The 15,292-nt window shown below is 71.3% G+C and carries 10 protein-coding genes; 3 read left to right on the plus strand and 7 right to left on the minus strand.

What is annotated here, in order from left to right:
• Nucleotides 1–56: 56 nt before the first annotated feature.
• Nucleotides 57–947: a transferase gene (locus AB0I06_RS17650; protein ID WP_363119703.1), complete on the minus strand. Its 891-nt coding sequence runs from the start codon at nucleotides 945–947 to the stop codon at nucleotides 57–59.
• Entirely contained in the window at nucleotides 944–2,209 is a 1,266-nt protein-coding gene (locus AB0I06_RS17655) for a glycosyltransferase family 4 protein (RefSeq protein WP_363119704.1), read from the minus strand. The genes AB0I06_RS17650 and AB0I06_RS17655 overlap by 4 nt, the downstream gene beginning before the upstream one ends.
• A 215-nt stretch (nucleotides 2,210–2,424) precedes the next feature.
• Here AB0I06_RS17655 and AB0I06_RS17660 point away from each other — a divergent pair, with 215 nt between their 5' ends.
• On the plus strand, nucleotides 2,425–4,143 hold the full coding sequence (locus tag AB0I06_RS17660; protein WP_363119705.1) for a VanW family protein: 1,719 nt from the start codon (nucleotides 2,425–2,427) through the stop codon (nucleotides 4,141–4,143).
• A gap of 117 nt (nucleotides 4,144–4,260) precedes the next feature.
• Nucleotides 4,261–5,658, plus strand: a complete 1,398-nt coding sequence (locus AB0I06_RS17665) for a Tat pathway signal sequence domain protein (RefSeq protein ID WP_363119706.1) — start codon at nucleotides 4,261–4,263, stop codon at nucleotides 5,656–5,658.
• Between the two features lie 49 nt (nucleotides 5,659–5,707).
• On the opposite strand, the gene AB0I06_RS17670 is transcribed toward AB0I06_RS17665, so the two are convergent.
• From AB0I06_RS17670 to AB0I06_RS17685, 4 genes are all read right to left on the minus strand, one after another.
• Complete coding sequence (locus tag AB0I06_RS17670) at nucleotides 5,708–6,439, minus strand: carbonic anhydrase (RefSeq protein ID WP_363119707.1); 732 nt, start codon at nucleotides 6,437–6,439, stop codon at nucleotides 5,708–5,710.
• 165 nt (nucleotides 6,440–6,604) lie between these two features.
• Complete coding sequence (gene katG, locus AB0I06_RS17675; protein WP_363119708.1) at nucleotides 6,605–8,830, minus strand: catalase/peroxidase HPI; 2,226 nt, start codon at nucleotides 8,828–8,830, stop codon at nucleotides 6,605–6,607.
• A 104-nt stretch (nucleotides 8,831–8,934) separates the two neighbouring features.
• Nucleotides 8,935–9,375: a Fur family transcriptional regulator gene (locus AB0I06_RS17680; RefSeq protein WP_363119709.1), complete on the minus strand. Its 441-nt coding sequence runs from the start codon at nucleotides 9,373–9,375 to the stop codon at nucleotides 8,935–8,937.
• A gap of 177 nt (nucleotides 9,376–9,552) precedes the next feature.
• Nucleotides 9,553–10,425, minus strand: coding sequence for a hypothetical protein (locus tag AB0I06_RS17685; protein WP_363119710.1), 873 nt, complete (start codon nucleotides 10,423–10,425; stop codon nucleotides 9,553–9,555).
• 159 nt (nucleotides 10,426–10,584) lie between these two features.
• Here AB0I06_RS17685 and AB0I06_RS17690 point away from each other — a divergent pair, with 159 nt between their 5' ends.
• The gene (locus AB0I06_RS17690; protein WP_363119711.1) at nucleotides 10,585–12,030 is read left to right on the plus strand and encodes a glyceraldehyde-3-phosphate dehydrogenase; all 1,446 of its coding nucleotides are present in this window, start codon (nucleotides 10,585–10,587) and stop codon (nucleotides 12,028–12,030) included.
• A 49-nt stretch (nucleotides 12,031–12,079) separates the two neighbouring features.
• Here AB0I06_RS17690 and AB0I06_RS17695 read toward each other — a convergent pair whose 3' ends face one another.
• Nucleotides 12,080–15,256, minus strand: coding sequence for a glycoside hydrolase (locus tag AB0I06_RS17695; RefSeq protein ID WP_363119712.1), 3,177 nt, complete (start codon nucleotides 15,254–15,256; stop codon nucleotides 12,080–12,082).
• Nucleotides 15,257–15,292 lie beyond the last annotated feature (36 nt).

A 15,292-nucleotide genomic window follows, 5' to 3' on the forward strand; every position in this document is an offset into this window, starting at 1 on the left:
GGAACAGCCATCCGGAATCCGCCGAATTTCCATGTCGGGCATTTCGGCGAATGGCCTCACGTCACCTCGATCGCGAGGTCGTTGTCGACGGTGTAGTAAGGGCGCAGGGTGGAGCCGTCCGCCGTGATCGCCGGATAGACGAACACGTGCTTGCGGTCCGCCACGTCATCGAGCAGCCGGCCGACCCGGACGGGCTGCGCCTCGGAGGCGGGCCGGACGAAGACGTCCCAGATCCGGGCCGCGCCCCCGCCGTCGCCCGTCAGCTCCCCGGGGCCGACGGTGAAGGAGAAGCCCCTGCCGTCGCCGTCGGTGCGGGGGCGGAGGGTCCGTACGGTGTCGGTGCCCCGCAGGCGCAGCCGCACGGTCGCGTCCTCGCCGAGTTCCGCACCGTGCAGGCGGGCCGTGACGTCGAGGGCCCCTTCCGTGACGTCGATGGCGTGGGCCTCCGCGTGGGCGGTGCGCCGCCACGCCCTGAGGGCGAGGAAGCCGTCCTTCGTGACGTAGGGGATCCTGACGGCGACCGGCGAGGTGCGGTCGCGCAGGTGCCCGTCGACCAGGGCCCGCAGATCCCGCAGGCCGGGGCGCAGCCGACGGTGCTCGGCATCGGCTTCGGGCAGCAGGTACACGTCCCAGCGGCCTTCGGTGAGAGCCGGGTGCGGTTCCAGGACGGCGTGCCGGTGGCCGTCGGCTTGGTCGAGCTTCAGTTCGAGGGCATCGGGGGCGGTCTCGGCCCGGCCCTTCTTGGGCCGCAGCCGCAGGAGCAGCCTGGGGTGAGCGGCAGGGCCGGGCGGCAGCCGGAAGGTGATCCGGCCGTCCGTGTCGATCACGCAGTCGGCGCGCGGCTCCGGATCGGCGGCGCCGTGCCGGGGGCTCGTTCCCGTGTCCCCCTCGGTCTTCGGCTTCAGGTCCTCGTGCGTGCCGGTCGTGCGGTTCTCCGGGGTGTTCATCGGCGGCCCTTCCGTATCGAGCGCAGTACGCCGGCGGCGGCGGCGTGGGCGGCGTCACGGGCGGCATGACCCCGGCCGGTCAGGACGCCGCGGGTGCGGTGGTCGTGTGGTGCGGCCGCCTGGCCGCCTCTTCTGGCCGCGGCGGCGGTCTCCAGGAGGCGTTCGGCCTGGGCGACGACGGGGCCCGGGGCGAAGCGGCGTGCGTGGTCCAGGGCGGCCCGGCTCATGCGGCGGCGGCGCTCGTCGTCGCCGACGAGTTCCAGCAGGGCCGCGGCGAGTGCGTCGCGGTCCCCGACCGGTACGAGCCGCCCGTCGGACCCGTCCTGGATGATCTCGCCGGGGCCGTAGGGGCAGTCGGTGCTGACGACGGGCAGTCCGCAGCGCATCGCCTCGACGATGGTCATGCCGAACGGCTCGAAGTTGGACGCGGCCGCACCGATCGAGCCCTTGGCCCACTCGGCCTCCATGGGGGTCGCCGCGCCCATCAGGAACACGTTGTTCCACAGCCGGAGCCGCTCGATGAGTTCCCGCAGCCTGGGCTGCTCCTCGCCCTTGCCGTAGATGCGCAGCTGCCAGTCCGGATGCGCGGCGGCGACCTGGGCGAACGCCTCGATGAGGAGGTCGTAGCGCTTGACCGGGACCAGGCGGCCCGCGGCGACCACGACCTTGGCGGTGCTGTCGGCCGGAGGCAGGACGGGGTCCGGGACGCTGTTCGGGAGGGCCTCGACGTGGACGCCGGGCAGCCACATCTTGCGGCGGTAGGCGGCGGCGTCCGCCTCCGTGACGGTGGTGATCACGTCGAGGCGGCGGTAGGCCCGGCGAAGGGCGGTGCGCAGCCGCGGCGAGTGGTTGTCCAGCGTGAGGTGCTCCTGGCCGACGCGCAGGACGTGCTCGGGAGCCTGACGGGCGATGTGCACGTTGAGGCCGGGGCGCGTGCCGATGACGACGTCGGCGTCCAGGGCCCCGAGGCAGTCGCCGATGCGCTGGTCGGTCAGCTCGCTGTACTGGTGGTGGCGGTACTCGGCGGCCGGGAACACCTTGGCCGGTCTCCGGTGCAGCGGATGGTCCGCTTCTTTGCGCAGGTCGACCAGCGCCCGCAGCCGCACCCGGGGATCCAGGACGAGATTCGGGCGTTCACGGTGGCGTAAGGCGGAGACGATCTCCACGTCGTGCCGCTCGGCCAGGGCCCCTGCCAGGTTGAACGTGGTGGTGATCGTGCCTCCGATTCCGTAGGCGTTGTGAATGAGGAAAGAGATCTTCATGTCGGCCTAGACCGTGTCAACGACCTGTTCGTTGTTCGTCGTTACCACTTCGTGGCCGGCCCGGTGGCCTTGCCGATCCGGATGATTTCTGAATGATCTCGGGCATAAGTGGCCTGGGCCATATCGGTATGCCCCCGATGTGTGGATAGCTGGATCTGTTTGCCCGCGCATCGTCGCGTTTCGGGTGCACCCTCGTATCGAGCTTCAGGAGACCCATGCGCCCCCGTACAGCCTCCGTCTCATGTGTCGCTTCCCTCCCGTCCGTCGCCCTGGCCGGCGGCGCGCTGGCCGTGGGGGTGGGCGGCCTGTATCTCGGCGGCCTGCTCCTGACCGGTGGGGAGATCGACTCCGGCACGACCGTGCGCGGGGTGGAGATCGGGGGGCTGAGCCGCGCGGAAGCGGTGCGGAAACTGGAACGGGAGCTGGGCGCGGCCGGCGCACGGGAACTCCCCGTGACGGTCGGTGACCGCACCGGGACGATCGACCCGGAGGACGCGGGTCTGTCCTACGACCTCCGGGAGACCGTCGACCGGGCGGCGCGCACCGGCGCCGATCCGCTCAGCGTGTTCGGCGGCCTCTTCCGCTCGGGCGGCGCCATCGAGCCCGTCGTCCACCTCGACGAGGGCAAGGCGCGGGCCGCCCTCGGGCACCTGGCGAAGGACCTCGACCGGAAGGTCCGGGACGGCGCCGTCACCTTCGGCGACGGCCGGGTGCGGACGGTCGCGGCCCGGACGGGATACGCCCTGGACGTCAACGCCTCGGTCGACCCCCTGCGCGACTCCTTCTTGCGGGGCGCCACCCGTACGGCCACTCCCCTGCCCGTCCACGAGACCCGGCCGAGGGTCACGGACGACGAGGTGCGGCGGGCCGTGCGCAGCTTCGCCGGACCGGCCGTGTCCGGCCCCGTCACGCTCACCGCGGCCGGTAAACGGTTCACGGTCGGCCCGGACGCGCTGGGCGAGCACCTGGCCATGCGGCCGGACGCGCACGGCACGCTGAGACCCGAGCTCGACGCCAAAGGGCTGCGTTCCGAGCCCTCCGTGGCCGGCCCGCTGAACAGCATCACCACGACCGCCGAGAACGCGAAGCTGCGGGCGGAGGGCGACAAGGCCGTGGTGGCCGAGGACGCCGTCGTGGGCCGGTCGGTCACCGACAAGGCGCTGGGCGAGGCCGTGCTGCCGCTGCTCGGCAGGACGGGCCCCGCCCGCAGCGGTGAGGTGAAGGTGCGCGAGACGCAGCCGGAGGTGACCCGCGAGAACGCCGCGGAACTGGGCCTGACGGAGAAGATGTCCTCCTTCACCGTCCACTTCGAACCGGCCGAGTACCGCACCAAGAACATCGGCCGGGCCGTGGAGCTCATCAACGGCTCCCTGGTCGGGCCGGGCGAGACCTGGAGCTTCAACCGGACCGTCGGGGAGCGCAGCGAGGCCAACGGCTTCATGGACGGCATCATCATCCTCGACGACAAGTTCACCAAGGCGTCCGGCGGCGGCGTCTCCTCCGTGGCGACGACCGTGTACAACGCGCTGTTCTTCGCCGGCGTCAAGCCGGTCGAGCACGGAGCGCACTCCTTCTACATCGAGCGCTACCCGGAGGGGCGCGAGGCGACGGTCGCCTGGGGCAGCCTTGATCTGCGGTTCACCAACGACTCCGGCAAGGCGCTCTCCATACAGGCCGAGTCCACGGACACCTCCGTCACGGTCTCGTTCCTGGGTACCCGCGCGTACGACGAGATCAAGTCGGTCACGGGCCCGCGCACCCACGTGACCAAGCCGAAGAAGCAGGTCAGCCACGACAAGGAGTGCGTGCCGCAGAACCCGCTCGAAGGGTTCGACGTCACCGTGGAGCGGGTGTTCTACAACGACGGCCGGGAGGTGCGGCGGGAGCCGTACCGCACGCACTACACCCCGCGCGACGAGATCGTCTGCGAGTGATCCCTCCCCCGTTTCGCCGCCCTTCGCAACTCTCCCTTCGCTCCGAGGCGTTGACCCCGCCCCGGAGCGCCAGCACAATGAGCGCGCACTGACTGAGAGCGCTCTCAAGGGAGATCCATGACTGGCAGACAAGGCCCGGCGCTCAGCCGGCGTTCGCTCATCGGTGCCGGACTCGGCATCAGTGCCGCGGGGCTCACCGCCGCAGGCCCGGGACAGGCCTTCGCCGCCGGATCCCCCGGCACGCGCCCCGCGTCGGCCCCGGCTCGCGGGCATGCCTTCCTCGCCGCCGCCATGGACGCCTACCCCGACCACGGCGCCATCCGCCTGACCCAGAGCTACACCGACCAGGCCGGCCTGTTCAGCACCGCCTTCACCTACGACAACGCCCTCGCGATCCTGGCCCACCTCTCGGCCCGCACCCCGGCCGCCCTGACCCGGGCCACGACGCTGGGCGACGCGCTGCTCTACGCCCAGGGCCACGACCCGGCCCACGACGACGGCAGGCTCCGGCAGGCCTACAACGTCGGGCCGTACACCTTCTACGACGGCTCGCTCCAGCCGGACGGCTTCGTCCGCGCCGACGGCACGGCCAACGTGGGTACGCAGTTCGGCTTCACCGGCACGGCCGTGGGCGACATGGCCTGGGCGGGCATCGCGCTCAGCGCTCTCGCCCGCCGCACCCGGGCACGCCGCTTCCTCGCCGGTGCCGTGCGCATCGGTGAATGGATCGAGCGGACCGGCCGGACCGACGAGCCCCTCGGCGGCTACAAGTTCGGCGTCGACGGAGCGAACCGGAAACTGCCGTTCACCTCGACCGAGCACAACACCGATCTCGTCTGCCTCTTCGGCCGCCTCGCCGCCCTCACCGGCGACCGGGCGTGGCGGGAGCGGCAGGCCCGGGCCGAGGCCTTCGTGCGGCGCATGTGGGAGCCGTCCGGGGGGTTCTTCTACACCGGCACCAACGACGGCGTCACCATCAACAAGTCTCCGGTCCCCGAGGACACCCAGACCTGGACCCACCTCGCGCTGGGTCACCGCACCCGCGGCTTCTCCCGTTCGCTGGACTGGGCCGCGGCCGAGCTGGCCGTCCTGGACCACTCCGGGCGCACCAACAGCACCTTGCCGGCCGGGCAGTCGTACGAGGGCGTCACCTTCAGCTCGGCGAGCCTGCTCGCCGACGAGGACGCCCCGATCGCCGAGGGCCAGCCCCGACCCGACCGCAACGGCGTCTGGTTCGAGGGCACGGCCCATCTCGCGCTCGCCCTGCGCGACCGCGGGGCCCGTGGTGACGAGGCACGCGCCCGGCGTCTGCTCGCCTCGACCGAACGGGCCCAGGACGAGCTGGGCGGCGGGCAGACCGTCGGGGGGAAGGCACTGCCCGAGCGGTCCGGGGTGGTGTCCGCGAGCAGTCCGCTGGACACGGGGTTCGGCTTCGGCTACTACCCCTACCGGCACACCGGCGCCACCGCCTGGTACCTGATGGCGGCGGCCCGGTTCAATCCGCTGCGGGTGTGACGGTCCCGCCCCGGTCCGCCGCCACTCGCGGCGGACCGGGGGTGGACGCTCAGGCCAGCCGGTGGACGACCTGGGTGGTCAGTTCGTAGCGGGCCCCGACGACCGCCAGCTTGCCGCTGCCGATCTTCGCGGCCAGCTCGGGCTCCGCCGCCAGTTTCGAACGGACGAGGCGGACGTTGGCACTCACGGTCGCGTCGATCCGGGCATCCCCCTCCTGCCCGTGGTCTATGGCCGGGCGTATCTGGTCGACGAGGTACTGCATGTGAGCGGGCAGGTGCTGCCCGGACCGCTCTGCCTCGATCGCGGCCCGCACCGCGCCGCACGACTGATGCCCGAGGACCACGACCAGCGGGATGCCGAGCTCCAGCACCCCGTAGGCGACGCTGCCCAGCACGGCCTCGTCCAGCACCTCGCCGGCGGTTCGCACGGTCATCAGGTCCCCCAGCCCCTGGTCGAAGACCAGCTCCGGCGGCACACGCGAGTCGATGCAGCCGAGGACGACCGCGAAGGGATGCTGGCCGGTGGCCAACGTCCGCCGCACGGCGGGGTCTTCATGCGGGTGCCGCTCGCGGAAGGCCCGCCAGCGGCGGTTGCCCGCGGCCAGTTCCCTCAGGGCTTCTTCCGGGGTGGCGGGTCGCGGGGGTGTCTCCCGGACCGGGGTGGCGGCCGTGGCCGGCCGGATGGCGCCGACACCCGCGCCGACGGCTGCGGCCCCGGTCAGGGCGGTACGCAGAAGGGTGCGGCGGCCGGCGCCTCTGTGGGCAACGGAATCTGTGTTCACGGTCCGAACGTATGCCCGGGGGCGGGCTCGGTCGCCGTCCTTGCCGTTTCATGGTGAGAGTTGGGTAAGTGATGTTCTTACCTTGAAGGCTTCTTGACGGTCCCTCAGGCAACCAGCGGAACGCCCGGGCCTTGTGGCCCGGGCGTTCCGTTCACGCGGGGGTGATCAGACCAGGTCGAACCGGTCGAGGTTCATGACCTTGACCCACGCAGCGACGAAGTCCTTGACGAACTTCTCCTTGGCGTCGTCGCTCGCGTAGACCTCGGCGAGGGCGCGCAGCTCGGAGTTGGAGCCGAAGACCAGGTCGGCGCGGGAGCCGGCCCACTTGACCTCGCCGGTGGCGGCGTCGCGGCCCTCGAACGTGGTCTGGTCTTCGGTCGTCGACTTCCACGTGATGCCCAGGTCGAGCAGGTTGACGAAGAAGTCGTTGGTCAGCGAGCCGGGCGTCTTGGTGAAGGCGCCGAGCTGGGACTGCTGGTGGTTGGCGCCCAGCACCCGCAGGCCACCGACCAGGACGGTCATCTCGGGAGCGCTCAGGGTGAGCAGGTTGGCCCGGTCGAGCAGGAGGAACTCGGCGGGGAGGCGGTTGCCCTTGCCGTAGTAGTTGCGGAACCCGTCGGCGGTCGGCTCGAGCGCCTCGAACGACTCGGCGTCGGTGTGCTCCTCCGTGGCGTCCACACGGCCCGCGGCGAAGGGGACCTCCACCTGGAAGCCGGCTTCCTTGGCGGCCTTCTCGACGGCGGCGGTGCCGCCGAGGACGATCAGGTCGGCCAGGGAGACCTTCTTGGCGCCGGCGCCGGAGTTGAACTCCTGCTGGATGCCCTCCAGGACCCGCAGGACCTGGGCGAGCTCGTCGGGCTCGTTGACCTCCCAGCCGCGCTGCGGCGCCAGGCGGATGCGGGCGCCGTTGGCGCCGCCGCGCTTGTCGCTGCCGCGGAAGGTGGACGCCGAGGCCCACGCGGTGGACACGAGCTGCCCGACGGACAGACCCGACTCGAGGAGCTTGGTCTTGAGCACCTCGATGTCACCGGCGTCGATCGTCTCGCCCTCGGCCTCCGGCAGCGGGTCCTGCCACAGCAGGGTCTCGGCGGGGACCTCGGGGCCGAGGTAGAGCGACTTCGGGCCCATGTCACGGTGGGTCAGCTTGAACCAGGCGCGGGCGAAGGCGTCCGCGAACTGGTCGGGGTTCTCGTAGAACCGGCGGGAGATGGGCTCGTAGATCGGGTCGAAGCGCAGCGCCAGGTCGGTGGTGAGCATCTTCGGGCGGTGCTTCTTCGAGGAGTCGTGCGCGTCCGGGACGATCTCCGGGGCGTCCTTGGCGACCCACTGGTTGGCGCCGGCCGGGCTCTGCTCGAGCTCGTACTCGAACTCGAAGAGGTTCTTGAAGAAGCCGTTGCTCCACTGGGTGGGCGTGCTGGTCCAGGTGACCTCCAGGCCGGAGGTGATGGCGTCGCCGCCCTTGCCCGTGCCGTAGGTGCTGCGCCAGCCCAGGCCCTGCTCCTCCATGGAGGCGGCCTCGGGGTCGGCACCGACGTGGTCGGCGGGGCCGGCACCGTGGGTCTTGCCGAAGGTGTGGCCGCCGGCGATCAGGGCGACGGTCTCCTCGTCGTTCATCGCCATGCGGCGGAACGTCTCACGGATGTCGCGGGCCGCGGCGATCGGGTCCGGGTTGCCGTTGGGGCCCTCGGGGTTGACGTAGATGAGGCCCATCTGGACGGCGCCGAGGGGGTTTTCCAGGTCGCGGTCGCCCGAGTAGCGCTTGTCGTCGAGCCAGGTGGTCTCGGGACCCCAGTACACGTCCTCCTCGGGCTCCCAGACGTCCTCGCGGCCGCCGGCGAAGCCGAAGGTCTCGAAGCCCATCTGCTCCAGGGCGACGTTACCGGTGAGGATCATGAGGTCGGCCCAGGAGATGCTCTGGCCGTACTTCTTCTTGACGGGCCACAGCAGGCGGCGGGCCTTGTCGAGGTTGCCGTTGTCCGGCCAGCTGTTGAGCGGGGCGAACCGCTGCTGGCCGGCGCCGGCGCCGCCGCGGCCGTCGCTGATGCGGTAGGTGCCGGCACTGTGCCAGGCCATACGGACCATCAGGGGGCCGTAGTTGCCGAAGTCGGCCGGCCACCAGTCCTGCGAGGTGGTGAGCACCTCGGCGATGTCGCGTTTCACGGCGTCGAGGTCGAGGGCCTGGAAGGCCGCGGCGTAGTCGAAGCCCTCACCGAGGGGGTTGGCCACCTCGGGGTTCTTGGCGAGGATCTTCAGGTTGAGCCGCTCGGGCCACCACTGGCGGTTGCCGCCGCCCTGGGTCGGGTGCAGAGCGCGGCCGTGGGCCACGGGGCAGCCGCCTCCCGCTTCCTCCGACTTCGAGTCGGTGACGATCGCGTCGTGGTTCTCAGTCATGGAAATCCTTCCGGACGGGGTGGATCACAGTGCTCGGGTGGATCACAGTGCTCGGGTGGATCACAGTGCTCGGGTGGATCACGGTGCTCGGGTGGATCACGTGCTCAGGAACTGCGAGCGGTGGAGCAGGTGGGGCACAGGCCCCAGTAGATGACCTCGGCCTCGTCGACGGCGAAGCCGCGGTCGTCGGAGGCGGTCAGGCAGGGGGCGTGGCCGACCGCACAGTCGACGTCGGCGACGGCTCCGCAGGAGCGGCACACGAGGTGGTGGTGGTTGTCGCCGACGCGTCCTTCGTAGAGGGCGGCCGGGCTGCCGGGTGGGTCGAGGCGACGTATGAGTCCCGCCGCGGTGAGTGCGTGGAGCCCCTCGTAGACGGCTTGGACGGAGACGTGGCCCACGCGGCCGCGCACCTCGGAGGCGATCGCCTCGGCGCCGAGGTGGTCACCGTCCCGTACGGCCTCGAGCAGCGCGACGCGGGCGGCCGTCACCCTCAGGCCGGCACCGCGCAGCTCTTCTGCGGTGGTCGGGTTCCCGGAAGCGGTCATGCGGCCAACCTAGCGGCATAAACACGATTGGTTCAAGAAAAGGAATGGTTCAATTTTGGTGTCGTGCGCGTAAGGCGTGGGGGGACAGCGCATTGGCGGGTTGTGAGCTCGGTCACAGGTGTCATGGTGGACCCCCGGCGGACGCCGGCCGTCGCGCACCGCCGTGCGGTCCGCGGATCACGCGTCCGGCGAGGTCAGGCGTTCGAGCTGGGCGGCGGCGGTCGCCGCCTTGCGGCCGGCCTCGCGGACCCGGCGGTCGGCCGTGCGTGCCGCCTCCCGGGCCGTCCGCTCGGCGAAGCGGGCCTGCTGGTGTTCGTTCCTGGTGCGTGCCAGTTCCTCGGTGAGCTCCTCCACGCGTTGCTGGAGGTCCTCCATCCGCTGCTTCGCCTCGTGTGCCGCCCGGCTCGCGGTCGCCGCCTCGTCCCGCAGTTCGCTCAGCTCGCGCTCGGCGGCTTCGGCCTCCTCGCGGGCCCGGGCGAGTTGGCGTCGCCGCTGCTCGTCGGCCTTCTTGCCCGGGCGCGAGGAAGCGCGGGCGGGTGCGGGGGCGGGGCTCCTCGGCCGGGCACCCTCGGCGACGGCGGGGAAGCCGACGGCCGCGTCCAGCGGTTTGGCCAGGCGGCCGCTCGCCCAGGCCCGTGCGGCCTCCGGGTCGGCCAGGACGGCGTGCAGGGTGTTCTCGACCTCGCGCTGCACGCTCTCGCCGATCGGATGACCTGCCTCCTTGGCGAGTCGCCGGGCCTGGAGGGACAGGGCCCGGATGAGCGCGTGCTGCCGGCGGCTCAGCTCGCGCAGCTGGGCGCCGTCGAGGTCCTGGTGGGCCTGCCGCAGCCCCTCCCCCAGGCGCAGCAGGGGTTCCACTTCGCCGGGGCTGCTGCGGACCAGCAGGTTGCTGACCCAGGCGGCGAGGCTGGGTTTGCGCAGGGTGCGGATCCGCTCGGCGAGCTCCCGGTCACCGGCGGTGCGGGCGGAGGCCATGGCGGAGGCGCGGGCGGCGGTGAACTCCTCCGGGCGCAGGGCGTACAGCTCGTCGGCGACGGAGTCGTAGTCCATGAGCACCCCTTTTCACACGGAAGATCCGCTTTCGATCGTCTCAGGGGCGGCCCGGGGAAGCGCGCGGAGAGGGCCACGGAGGCGTCGGAGACACCCCCTTCATGATCGGGAAATCGACGGTTTAACATATGAGCGCCGCCTAGCTCGAAAGATGGACTCGTGACTGTCAACGACGACTCGTTCACCAACTGGAAGAACCGCGAGGAGATCGCGGAGTCGATGATCCCGATCATCGGGAAGCTGCACCGGGAGCGGGACGTGACGGTCCTGCTGCACAGCCGCTCCCTGGTGAACAAGTCGGTGGTCAGCATCCTCAAGACCCACCGGTTCGCCCGGCAGATCGCCGGCGTGGAGCTCTCGGTCACCGATACCCTGCCGTTCCTGCAGACCCTCACCACGCTCGACCTCGGCCCCTCCCAGATCGACATCGGCCTGCTCGCCGAGGCCTACCAGGCCGACGACCGGGGCCTGTCGATCGCCGAGTTCACCGCCGAGGCCGTCGCCGGCGCCACGGGCGCCAACAAGATCGAGCGCCGCGAGGGCCGGGACGTCGTCCTCTACGGCTTCGGCCGTATCGGCCGGCTCGTCGCCCGGCTGCTCATCGAGAAGTCCGGCTCGGGCAACGGTCTGCGGCTGCGGGCCATCGTCGTGCGCGGGGGCGGTGAGCAGGACATCGTCAAGCGCGCCTCGCTGCTGCGCCGTGACTCCATCCACGGCCAGTTCCAGGGCACGATCACCGTCGACGAGGCGAACAGCACCATCGTCGCCAACGGCAACGCCATCAAGGTGATCTACGCGAACGACCCGTCCGAGATCGACTACACGGCGTACGGCATCAAGGACGCCATCCTCATCGACAACACCGGCAAGTGGCGTGACCGCGCGGGCCTGTCGGAGCACCTGCGCCCCGGGATCGACAAGGTCGTGCTGACCGCGCCCGGCAAGGGCGACGTCCCGAACATCGTGCACGGCGTCAACCACGACACGATCAAGCCGGACGAACGGATCCTGTCCTGCGCGTCCTGCACCACGAACGCGATCGTGCCGCCGCTGAAGGCCATGGACGACGAGTTCGGGGTCCTGCGCGGCCACGTCGAGACGGTTCACTCGTTCACCAACGACCAGAACCTGCTGGACAACTACCACAAGGCCGACCGCCGCGGCCGGTCCGCGCCGCTCAACATGGTCATCACCGAGACGGGTGCCGCCTCCGCCGTCGCCAAGGCGCTGCCCGACCTCAAGGCGCCGATCACCGGCAGCTCGATCCGCGTCCCGGTCCCGGACGTCTCGATCGCGATCCTCAGCCTGCGGCTGGGCCGTGAGACCACCCGCGAGGAGGTCCTCGACCACCTGCGCGACGTCTCCCTGACCTCGCCGCTCAAGCGCCAGATCGACTTCACCACGGCTCCCGACGCGGTCTCCAGCGACTTCATCGGCTCGCGCCACGCCTCGATCGTCGACGCGGGCGCGACCAAGGTGGACGGCGACAACGCGATCCTCTACCTGTGGTACGACAACGAGTTCGGCTACTCGTGCCAGGTCATCCGTGTGGTGCAGCACGTGTCCGGCGTGGAGTACCCGACGTACCCGGCCCCGGCGGTCTGATCCCGGGAAGACGAAAGCGCGGGGCGTGCGGGCCCCGCGCTCTCGTGTGTCACCGGCGGGTCAGCTCGATCCGGTACTGCCGGGTCTGCGAGCCGTCTTCGCCGGTCACGGAGACGATGCGGGTCGTCCTCGCCCCGGCCGGGTCCTTGCCGACCGTCACCTCCGCGTAGGGGTCACGCGGCGTGGCGGTGATCCGGGCCCGGTCCGGGCGGTCCACCGCGACGCGGTAGGCCGTCCGGTCCGGGTCGAAGCCGCTCAGGGACCGGCCGTCCACCTCGATCGACGCGGCCGCCGCGTCCGGGGAAGCGCCCGGCGCCTTGGCCAGGAGCTCGATCTCCCCGAGGGTGATGTAGCCGCCCGGGCGTGCCGTCATGACCACGCGCACACCCGTCACCGGGCCGCTCGCACGCACCGGCACATCGGCCACCGGCGTCCCCTCGGTTCCCACCGGGACCTCGTCGCTCGCGTCGGACCAGCTGCCGTCGGCGCCGCGCACCCGCACCTTGAGGGACTGGGCGAAGCTGACGTTGGTGCCGTCGCGGTGGAAGTGGGTGACGACCCGGCTCAGATCACGTGCCTCCGGCAGGGTGAAGGTGATGGTGTCGGAGGGGTTCTTCGTGCCTGACCTCCAGTTCGACCAGGCCTTCTCGGACGTGGTGCCGTTGCGCAGGCCATCGGCGGAGTACCCGCTCTCGGAGTAGGTCGCGCCGACCGTCACGCCCTCCTCGCGCGTGGCGTTGGTCTCGCGGGGTGCGGTGACCTGGACGCGTACGGTCGCCGCGGCCGTGTCTCCGCCGGGGACGCGGGCGGTACCGCGCAGGGTCACCACGCCGGTGTCGTCGAACGCGTCCTCGGGGGCGGGGTCCCAGCTGACCGGGAGGTCGGCTGTTCCGCCGTGCCGTCCCACGCCGGTGACGGTGGCGGGCAGCTCGGGCCGTTCCCCGGTGTAGGTCTTGGCGCGGGCCGGGAGGGTGGAGGCGACGGTGTCCACGGTGACGACCGCCTCCGCCGGGACCCTCCGGCCGAGCGGATCGGTGGCCCGCCCCTTCACCCGTACCGTTCCGGGTGTACGCCAACGCGACTCGGAGGGCAGTGTCCACTCGACCGGCAGCTCGCCCCGGCCGCCGTCGCGGAAGACGGGCGTCACGGTCGCGGGCAGGTCGGGGGCGCGCCCGGGGACGGTGAACGCCTTGGCCGGCTGCGTCCTGAGCACCGTCTCGTCCCGGACGCCCCAGCGCTGGTTGGCGTTGGACGTGGGAAGGAAGGCCGAGACCCGGGCGCCGTCGGCGGTCGACTGGCCGACGACATCGAGGAGACGGCCCGTCGCGGCGTTGACGAAGGTCCAACTGCCGTCGCCCGTGGTGGACATGATCCACTGCGCCGCCGGGGCGTCCTCGTCCTCGAGGACCGCTTCGTCGTCGCGCACGGCGAGGCGCCTGCCGTCGGCGGCGTTGACGAGGGCGTAGCGTTCACGGTTTCCGCTGCCGCGCGTCAGGTGCTCGACGGACCAGAGCTGGGATGTGGCGGCCGGGTCGGACGTGCGCACGACGACGCCGTCGCCCTCGGCGGACGGCGCCAGGGACTTGCCGCTCTGGGCGCCCTGGAGACGGTAGACGTGACCGGGCTGGACGAGCGACGCGTCCTTCGCGGTGCCGGACACCCCGTCGACCAGGAGGGTGGTCACCGACTTGGCCGGGACGGTCACGGTGGCGGAGTCGTCCTGGACCTTCACGCGCGTGCCGCGCACGAGGGCGCCGTCGGCGCTGGTCACCACGGGGGTCACGGTGGCGCCGGGGGCGATCCGCCGGAACTTCGACAGGTCCAGGGTCACCGCGCGCGGGGTCGTGCCGTTGTTGACGTGCACCACCGTCGCTCCGCGGCCGGACTTGCGTACGGCGGCGACGCTGGAGGCGTCGTCGACCTTGACGAAGTGGTCCCCGGGGCGGATGTGGTGGGTGAAGTTGCGCAGCGTGTGGAACTTGGTGTTGGCCTTGACCGGGCAGGTCTCCAGGGTGTCCTTGGAGGTGCAGTTGAAGGGGATGTGGATGCTGCCCCAGTTCTTGCCGGCCTGCGCCTGGGGAATGGAGTCCTCGATCGGCTGCCACAACACCCAGGCGGACGGCTCCAGTTCACGGATGTCGTCGACGACCCGGGTGGCGATGCCGAGCCCCGGATCCATGCCGGTGAAGTCGGTGCCGGTCCCCCAGGTGCCCTCGACCTCGCTCATCCAGAACGGCCGGCCGGCGGCCTTGGCGCTGTCCCGGGCGCTGGTGCGCATGCCGGTGCCGTAGGTGTGCACATTGAGCTGGTCGACGACGGCCCGGGCGGAGCTGTCGTAGGCGTTCCAGTTACGGACGAAGGTGCTGGGGTTGGTCTCGTCCATCGCGGAGATCCTGGCCCGGGTTCTGGCCTTCTTCAGCGCGCGTGACAGGGCCAGGACGACCTTCTGCTGGAGTTCCGGGCCCGCGTGGGCGCCCTCCTGGCGGCCACCGGTGGGCTGTCCGTCGGGGCCGATCTGGGTGCCCCAGTAGTTGGTGTTGGGTTCGTTGAGCGGGGCGATGGTGTCGAAGTCGATGCGGTGCTTCTTCTCCAGGTGGTCGGTGACCTTGACCAGGTAGGTGGCGAAGTCGTCGACGCGGTCCGCGCGTATCTGGTCGGTGTTGGCGTCGAACCCTCCGGAGACGTAGCCGCTGACGGTCTGGAACCAGGGCGGCGAGTTGCTGAAGGCCTCCCAGCGGGTCACCTTGCTCTTGACCCGGTCCACCCACCAGCGCTGACCCGCGTCGGCGGACCAGTCCCAGTGGGCGGGGTCGTCGGGGTTCCACCAGTCGGTGTCCTCCCGGGTGGTGCCCGCGGGCGCCTTCCAGAAGCCGTCCATCGTCGCGCCGGTCTTCATGTAGTCCTTGCGGACGTCGGGGGCGTTGCCGCCGCCGATGTTGTAGCGCGCGATGTTGAGGCGGAGCCCGTCCTCTCCGAACAGCATGTCGGCGAGCTTGCGCCGGATGGGTTCGGGGTAGCGGCCGGTGATGTTGGCGAACCAGACGAGGCTGGTCCCCCACCCCTCGAACTCCTGCTGCCGGTAGGACGGGTCGATCCTCACCGTGACCGCACTCGCGGGCGGGTCGGCGGCAGCCGCGGCGGGAGGCACGGCCATGAGGCCGGCGCCGAGTGCCAGGGGGACGGTGACCGCCAGTGCCGTCCGGGCCAGGCGATGTCTGCTGGACATGGATTCCCTTCGGGAGCGAACAGAACCGCGCAGAAC

Origin of the sequence: Streptomyces sp. NPDC050674, from assembly GCF_040654575.1 — a bacterium.
Taxonomy (GTDB): domain Bacteria; phylum Actinomycetota; class Actinomycetes; order Streptomycetales; family Streptomycetaceae; genus Streptomyces.

What these genes read in the sequence shown, in the direction of transcription:
- AB0I06_RS17650 (WP_363119703.1), bottom strand. Translation starts at nt 947, where the DNA reads ATGAACACCCCGGAGAACCGCACGACCGGCACGCACGAGGACCTGAAG.
- AB0I06_RS17660 (WP_363119705.1), top strand. Translation starts at nt 2,425, where the DNA reads ATGCGCCCCCGTACAGCCTCCGTCTCATGTGTCGCTTCCCTCCCGTCC.
- AB0I06_RS17685 (WP_363119710.1), bottom strand. Translation starts at nt 10,425, where the DNA reads ATGGACTACGACTCCGTCGCCGACGAGCTGTACGCCCTGCGCCCGGAG.
- katG (WP_363119708.1), bottom strand. Translation starts at nt 8,830, where the DNA reads ATGACTGAGAACCACGACGCGATCGTCACCGACTCGAAGTCGGAGGAA.
- AB0I06_RS17695 (WP_363119712.1), bottom strand. Translation starts at nt 15,256, where the DNA reads ATGTCCAGCAGACATCGCCTGGCCCGGACGGCACTGGCGGTCACCGTC.
- AB0I06_RS17655 (WP_363119704.1), bottom strand. Translation starts at nt 2,209, where the DNA reads ATGAAGATCTCTTTCCTCATTCACAACGCCTACGGAATCGGAGGCACG.
- AB0I06_RS17665 (WP_363119706.1), top strand. Translation starts at nt 4,261, where the DNA reads ATGACTGGCAGACAAGGCCCGGCGCTCAGCCGGCGTTCGCTCATCGGT.
- AB0I06_RS17680 (WP_363119709.1), bottom strand. Translation starts at nt 9,375, where the DNA reads ATGACCGCTTCCGGGAACCCGACCACCGCAGAAGAGCTGCGCGGTGCC.